Consider the following 6,163-nt stretch of genomic DNA (forward strand, 5'->3'; position numbering starts at 1 on the left):
TTTACTGGTAACCCTGCATATTCGGATCGGTCGTATTCGGTCAGACCGGCCGGCTGCAGCGGGCGGGGGAGCGCGGTAAACACGCCGTGGGTGCGAAGGAGATCGGATTCCCGCTTCCAAGTTGCCGCAACGCCGTCCAAGTCGGCTCCAGCTCACGGGTCCCAGGTCAACTCAGGAACCAGGCCGCAGTTCTGTGCGGGCACGCGCCACAAAAGCCACTTCGTGGGAAACGGCCGCTATTCGCGATTGCTTTCCCGGCAGCGTACGGCCGAGCCCAAGCACGGCTCGCCATTTGATCAGCCCGTAACAGCTACGTAGCAAAACTGGTAACGGTGCGTATTCATGCGTTGCGAGTTGTGGGGTAGTGCACTGTAGCGGTCCCACGCTCATCGGGCGAAGGCCGGCAGCACGTCGGTGGCGAAGACCTCCGCATAGGCCATGAAGCGGTCGGCCGGCAAGCCCGGCGGCGCCAACATAATGTAGTGCTCGAGCGGCGTCCGCTGATCCAGGTCCGTCAGCATGGCGATCGCTTGCTCTGGTGTCAGGATCTGCAGCTCGCCGCTGGCCTTGTACTGCTCGAGGCTCATCGGCCGCATTCCTGCCATGCCGAGTGCGTTGTCCTCGTTATTCCACTGCCCGTAGCTGTTGTTGATGTGCAGGTAGTGCGGTGCGAGTTCCGCCATCGCCTGCTCGGGATCGCGGGCGACCACAGTGGTCAGCGCGGTGATGCGCAGGCGGGCGGCGGCAGGATCCCTACCGAGCTCGCGGAGCTTGTCGACGTATAGGCCGCAGACCTCGGCGGTACCGAGATAGCCGTCCCCGTAGGTGGCGACGCGTTGCACGGCTTTTCCGGCGAAGCCGCCGATGTAGAGCGGGATGTGGCCGCGTGGCGCGGGCGGCATCAGTTTGGCGCCGGCAATCTGGAAATAGGTCCCGTCGAAGTCGACCGTTTCGCCAGCCCAGAGCCTGCCGATTATCTGCAGGAACTCGTCGAAAAGTGCTCCACGCCTCGTGAAATCGATCCCGAATGCGGCGGTCTCGCGCCGGCGGTAGCCGATCGCAAGGCCAATGTCGAGCCGGCCATCGGACAAGGTGTCCAGCAGTGCACAGTCCTGCGCGAAGCGAACCGGGTGGTGCAGCGGGGCCAGTGCGACGGCCGTGCCGATCCGCATGCTCGTGGTGCGCGCCGCCACTGCCGCCAGCGTCACCAGCGGTGAGGGCATGTAGCCGTCGTCGGCGAGGTGATGTTCGGGAAGCCAGGCACCGGCAAACCCCAAGGCCTCAGTGCCGGCGATGATGTCGAGGGTTTCGGCGTAGAGCTCTGCCGGGCGCCGGTACCACTGTGGCGGGTTACGAAAGTCGTAGAGGTAGCCGAAGGTCAACATGGTTGGCAACATAGCAACTCACTACACGAGCGCCTTTGACGAGCGGGGCGTCCTCATACCAGCAGGCACATGCGTCATCGCCAACACAGCGTCGGCCACCGTGACCCGTCAATGTACAACGCCCCGGACCATCTCGACATCACCCGCGCCGCGCCGCCGACCATCATGACCGTCGGCGCGGCGTGCACTACTGCTCGGTGCACATCTGGCACGACTCGAACTCATCGAGGCGCTGCGCGTGATCACCCAGCATATGCCGAGCCCCCGCCGCGTCGGCCCCGCGCCATGGAAGCCGATCACTAGGATTTCTGGCCCGACAACGCTTCCCATTGAATTCGAGACGCGACTTGCGAGCTAAACGTGAGCACCGAATAATGTTGTGATACAAAGTAACTCGCAGCCTTTAGCTACCGCTAATAAAGACTATGGTCAACTTAGGGCAGTCGTTCGGGCCCGAGTCGATTGCTTGGTGCGGTCCGCAGTCCCGTGCCAATGCCGCATCTGGCCCGGCCATGAGCAAATCGCTGTACGCAGCTGCACGGCGGGCCGCATGTGCGGCGCATCACCCGCCGGCAGTTTCACCACCGCAATAAACACGGGTTTTTACTGGTAACCCGCCATATCCGATTCTGCGTAATCCTCCCGAACGCAGCAGCGCATCGGTCGAGATGGGGGCAGGGGAGCGGCGCTGGTTGCCGGCATTGCGATGGCAAGTCGGCTGGGTGTCCTGGCGACGCTCCGCGGCATAGTCGTTTGCTGTCGTGCGAGTTCGTCGCGGTCGCTTAGACAAAAATCGTTAGGACAGCCCCGTCGCCTCGTGCCATCCTTCAGAAGTGAAGCAGGTGTTCTATGTGTTTCTGTGGCCGAACCTGGGATGGAGCAGGCGTTAAGCGCCTACGAAGATTCGGTCCTCACACTGGTGAATGAGTACGACGGGAAGGTCGTGCACCGAGCCCGGACAGACGGCGCCGACGGCAGGCCGCTGGAGATCCAGCTGTTCGAGTGGGCGTCCCAAGAGGCGATGGACAGTTACATGTCTGATCCGCGCCGCACCGCACTGTCTGCGGATCGCGAGCAAGCGATCGCGCGGACCGAAATCGTGCCGGTGCAGCTCAGCTAATCCGCGCTGTGTTTGCTCGTTTCGCAACAACGGAGCGAACCATGTTGCGGCACAAGGTATAACGAACTTAGCGTACTTTACTGGTAAGCCGCCATATTCGATTCCGCCGTGTTCCTCCGCAGTCGAACAGGTAGGCCACGCGAACGACCGCCGAAACCGCGAAGCGCAGGAGTTCGCTTACTTGTCAGGGTCGCTTCGAGCGCCAGCGAACAGGTGCGGGTACCGCGAGGTCAGCGGCGCTCGTCTCAGGTGGCAACGTCGGGATTGTGAGAACAACATCTGTGAGTGTCGGCGACGTCTGAAAACTGACCCCGTGTCGACGCCCGAATTTTGACCCCCTTCGACCGATTCTCGGCGTGAGCCGAGAGGAGAAGGGAGTTGTTGGCTGTGGAGGACTGGGCTGAGATCCGCAGGTTGTATCGAGCGGAGGGGTTGCCGATTAAGACGATCGCTAGGACGTTGAAGATCTCGCGGAATACGGTGCGCTCCGCGTTGGTCTCGGAGGGGCCGCCGAAGTATGAACGCAAGGCGGCGGGCTCGGCGGTGGATGCGTTCGAAGACGCGATCCGTGCCCAGCTCAAAGACGTGCCGACGATGCCGGCCACGGTGATCGCCGAGCGGGTCGGCTGGACGCGTGGGATGACGGTGTTCAAGGAACGCGTTCGGGAGTTGCGGCCGGCGTATTTGCCGCCGGATCCGGCGGGCCGCACGATCTATGCGGCCGGCGATATCGCGCAGTGCGACTTCTGGTTCCCGCCAACCACCGTGCCCGTGGGGTATGGGCAGGCCCGCACCCCGATGCAGCTTCCGGTGCTGACGATGGTGTGCGGCTATTCGCGGTGGTTGTCGGCGATTTTGCTCCCGTCACGGCAGGCCGAGGATCTGTTCGCCGGGTGGTGGCAGCTGATCCACGCGCTTGGAGCGGTGCCGCGCACCCTGGTCTGGGACGGCGAGGGCGCGGTGGGGCGCTGGCGGTCAGGCCGTATCGAGCTCACCGGCGAGTGTCAGGGGTTTCGCGGGGTTCTGGGTGCGAAGGTGGTGGTGCTCAAACCCAGGGAACCGGAGCATAAGGGCATCATCGAACGCGCCCATGACTACTTGGAGCGGTCGTTTCTGCCGGGGCGAACCTTCAGTGGCCCCGGCGATTTCAACCACCAAGTGCAGCAGTGGCTGCAGATGGTGAATGGGCGGACCCGCCGGGTGCTGGGGTGCGCACCGACCGACCGCATCGGCGCGGACCGCCAAGCCATGCTCACCCTGGCACCGGTGGCGCCGGCGGTGGGCTGGCGCAGCACGACGCGGTTGGCGCGCGATCACTATGTGCGGTTGGACTCCAACGACTGCTCCGTGCATCCGGGGGTGATCGGCCGGCGCATCGAGGTCCTCGCTGATCTGGACCGGGTGCGGGTGTTCTGTGAGGGCAAGGTGGTCGCCGATCACCAGCGGGTGTGGGCCTGGCATCAAACCATCACCGACCCCGAACACCGCGCAGCCGCCGACATGCTGCGCCGCAACCGGATCGGTGCGCTGCGGCCGGTGCGTGAACCCGATAATCAGATCAGCGTCGAGCAGCGGGCGCTGGCCGACTACGACACCGCACTGGGCATCGACCTCGGCGAAGGCGGGTTGGTGTCATGACCACCAAAACCACCCGGTCGGCCGCGATGTCGTCGAACAACCGGGATCTGACCGCCGAGATCAGCTTCTTGACCCGCGCCCTGAAAGCACCCACGATGCGCGAAGCAGTCGCCAGATTGGCCGAGCGGCCCCGCGCCGAATCCTGGACTCATGAGGAATTCCTGGTGGCGTGTCTGCAGCGCGAAGTTTCGGCTCGCGAGTCCCACGGCGGTGAGGGCCGCATCCGCGCGGCCCGCTTCCCATCCCGGAAATCGTTGGAGGAGTTCGACTTCGACCACGCCCGCGGACTCAAGCGTGACCTGATCGCGCATCTGGGCACCCTGGACTTCGTCAGCGCCCGCGACAACGTGGTCTTCCTCGGCCCGCCGGGCACCGGCAAAACCCACCTGGCGATCGGTATCGCGATCCGGGCCTGTCAGGCCGGCCACCGCGTACTGTTCGCCACCGCCGCCGAATGGGTTGCCCGACTCGCCGAAGCCCACCACGCCGGGCGACTTCAACAAGAACTCGTCCGGCTGGGCCGCTACCCGCTGCTCGTCGTCGATGAGGTGGGCTACATCCCGTTCGAATCCGAAGCCGCCAACCTGTTCTTCCAGCTGGTGTCTTCCCGCTACGAGCGGGCCAGCCTGATCGTCACCTCCAACAAGCCGTTCGGCCGCTGGGGCGAAGTGTTCGGCGACGACGTCGTGGCCGCCGCCATGATCGACCGCCTCGTCCACCACGCCGAGGTCATCGCCCTCAAAGGCGATTCCTACCGCATCAAAGACCGCGACCTCGGGCGCGTCCCAGGATCGACCACCGAAGAATGAACACCAAGGGGGTCAATTTTCAACCGTCGAAAAGGGGTCAATTTTCGGCCGCCGTTGACAGTGAGCAATGAGAGTGAGTGCGGAGGAGCCCTGGGTTGAGGTAGTAGGCACCGGATCGACGATATCGAGTCCTGCCCGGCTCGCGCGCAATCCGTCAACCTTTCGCTAGTCAGCATTACCAAAGCCCGGGTTGCCCATTTGCATCCGGACCTTGCGGGTTGGGCCGAACGTATTTGGCCCAGCTGTTCCCAGCTTCGGCGGCGTGTTTCTGGGTGACTTGGTCGCTGTATCCGAGCATGTCGGCGACCAGGGGAGCGGGTATTTCGGAGACGAGTTCCTGCAGGGCGGTGTTGCGTGAGCCCAGCAGGTTGATGCCGAGCCATCGAAGCCGGTGCATGATGGCTTGCGGGTCGAGGTGCTGTCCTGGTCGGCTGCTGGGGAACAGCCAGGGAGTTCCGATGGCTCCGCTGGCGGTGCGCAGGTTGGGCCGGTGGTGAAGATGGTAGGTCAGTTGTGAGGCAAAGGGTTCCGGCACCGGGATGGGTTCTTTTCCCAGTTCGATGCGGGTCTCGCCGTCGACTCGGGCGATGGCGGTGGCCTGCAAGGCTGCGATCTTGGTGAGCGGTTGCGCGTAGAGCAGAAGCAGGACGCCAGCGACCCGGTAGGGAAGGCTTTCGGCGTCGCCGGTGAGCAGTTCCTTGAGCCAGCCGAGGCGCTGTTCTTGGGTGATCGTTGGTGTTGTTCTGGCTTGCCGGAACCCGATCTGCACTCGGGTGTTGATCTTGCTGCTCTTGGTCCAGATGAAGAAGGTCCGGATCAGGTGGCGGGTGGTCGGCCCAGCGGTGAGGTAGGCGTCGACATCATGTTGTGTGCATTCGGCGGCGGTTCGGCCGTGGGTGTCCTCGAGCCAGGTCAGAAATTTGATCGTCTCGGTGATCTCCTGTTTCGCCGATCGTTTCGGGCCGTCGGTGCCTTGACCGGGCTTTGACTGGTTGCGGAGCCGGCGCAGGTGGTGCCAGGTGGCGAACTGTTCGACGGGTCCTCGGATCGCCGGTGAGGCGATGGTGTCCAGTTTGGCGGTCAACCATCCTTCGAAACGTGCCAGGTGTTCGTCTCGCGGGGGGAGCAGTCCATGGTGCTCCAGGATCGACCGCAGGTGGCTGATGTGTTTGCCGCGGCCTGCTGCGGTGAGGCCGTCGTGGGTGAGGGGT

The 6,163-nt window shown here is 63.9% G+C and carries 5 protein-coding genes and 1 pseudogene; 4 read left to right on the forward strand and 2 right to left on the reverse strand.

The annotated features are described in order from the left end of the window. Positions 1-386 precede the first annotated feature (386 nt). On the reverse strand, positions 387-1,397 hold the full coding sequence (locus tag ACLP9N_RS39765) for an LLM class flavin-dependent oxidoreductase (RefSeq protein WP_442412530.1): 1,011 nt from the start codon (positions 1,395-1,397) through the stop codon (positions 387-389). Between the two features lie 34 nt (positions 1,398-1,431). On the opposite strand from ACLP9N_RS39765, the pseudogene ACLP9N_RS39770 reads away from it, so the two are divergent. From ACLP9N_RS39770 to istB, 4 genes and pseudogenes are all read left to right on the forward strand, one after another. Then, a pseudogene (locus ACLP9N_RS39770) lies at positions 1,432-1,743 on the forward strand (cytochrome P450); the annotation flags it as partial. A gap of 501 nt (positions 1,744-2,244) precedes the next feature. Then, positions 2,245-2,505, forward strand: a complete 261-nt coding sequence (locus ACLP9N_RS39775) for a hypothetical protein (protein WP_442412531.1) — start codon at positions 2,245-2,247, stop codon at positions 2,503-2,505. Between the two features lie 378 nt (positions 2,506-2,883). Further along, complete coding sequence (istA, locus tag ACLP9N_RS39780) at positions 2,884-4,143, forward strand: IS21 family transposase (protein ID WP_442412532.1); 1,260 nt, start codon at positions 2,884-2,886, stop codon at positions 4,141-4,143. A 26-nt stretch (positions 4,144-4,169) separates the two neighbouring features. Next, positions 4,170-4,952: an IS21-like element helper ATPase IstB gene (gene istB, locus ACLP9N_RS39785; protein ID WP_442412534.1), complete on the forward strand. Its 783-nt coding sequence runs from the start codon at positions 4,170-4,172 to the stop codon at positions 4,950-4,952. A gap of 175 nt (positions 4,953-5,127) precedes the next feature. Here the strand turns inward: istB and ACLP9N_RS39790 are convergent. Further along, positions 5,128-6,163, reverse strand: a 1,036-nt coding sequence (locus tag ACLP9N_RS39790) for a hypothetical protein (RefSeq protein WP_442412533.1), incomplete at its 5' end; no start/stop codon positions are given.

It is taken from the genome of Mycobacterium sp. (genome assembly GCF_052144515.1).
Taxonomy (GTDB): domain Bacteria; phylum Actinomycetota; class Actinomycetes; order Mycobacteriales; family Mycobacteriaceae; genus Mycobacterium.

Coding starts and splice junctions, on each gene's coding strand:
- ACLP9N_RS39765 (WP_442412530.1), bottom strand. CDS start 1,397: ATGTTGCCAACCATGTTGACCTTCGGCTACCTCTACGACTTTCGTAAC.
- istB (WP_442412534.1), top strand. CDS start 4,170: ATGTCGTCGAACAACCGGGATCTGACCGCCGAGATCAGCTTCTTGACC.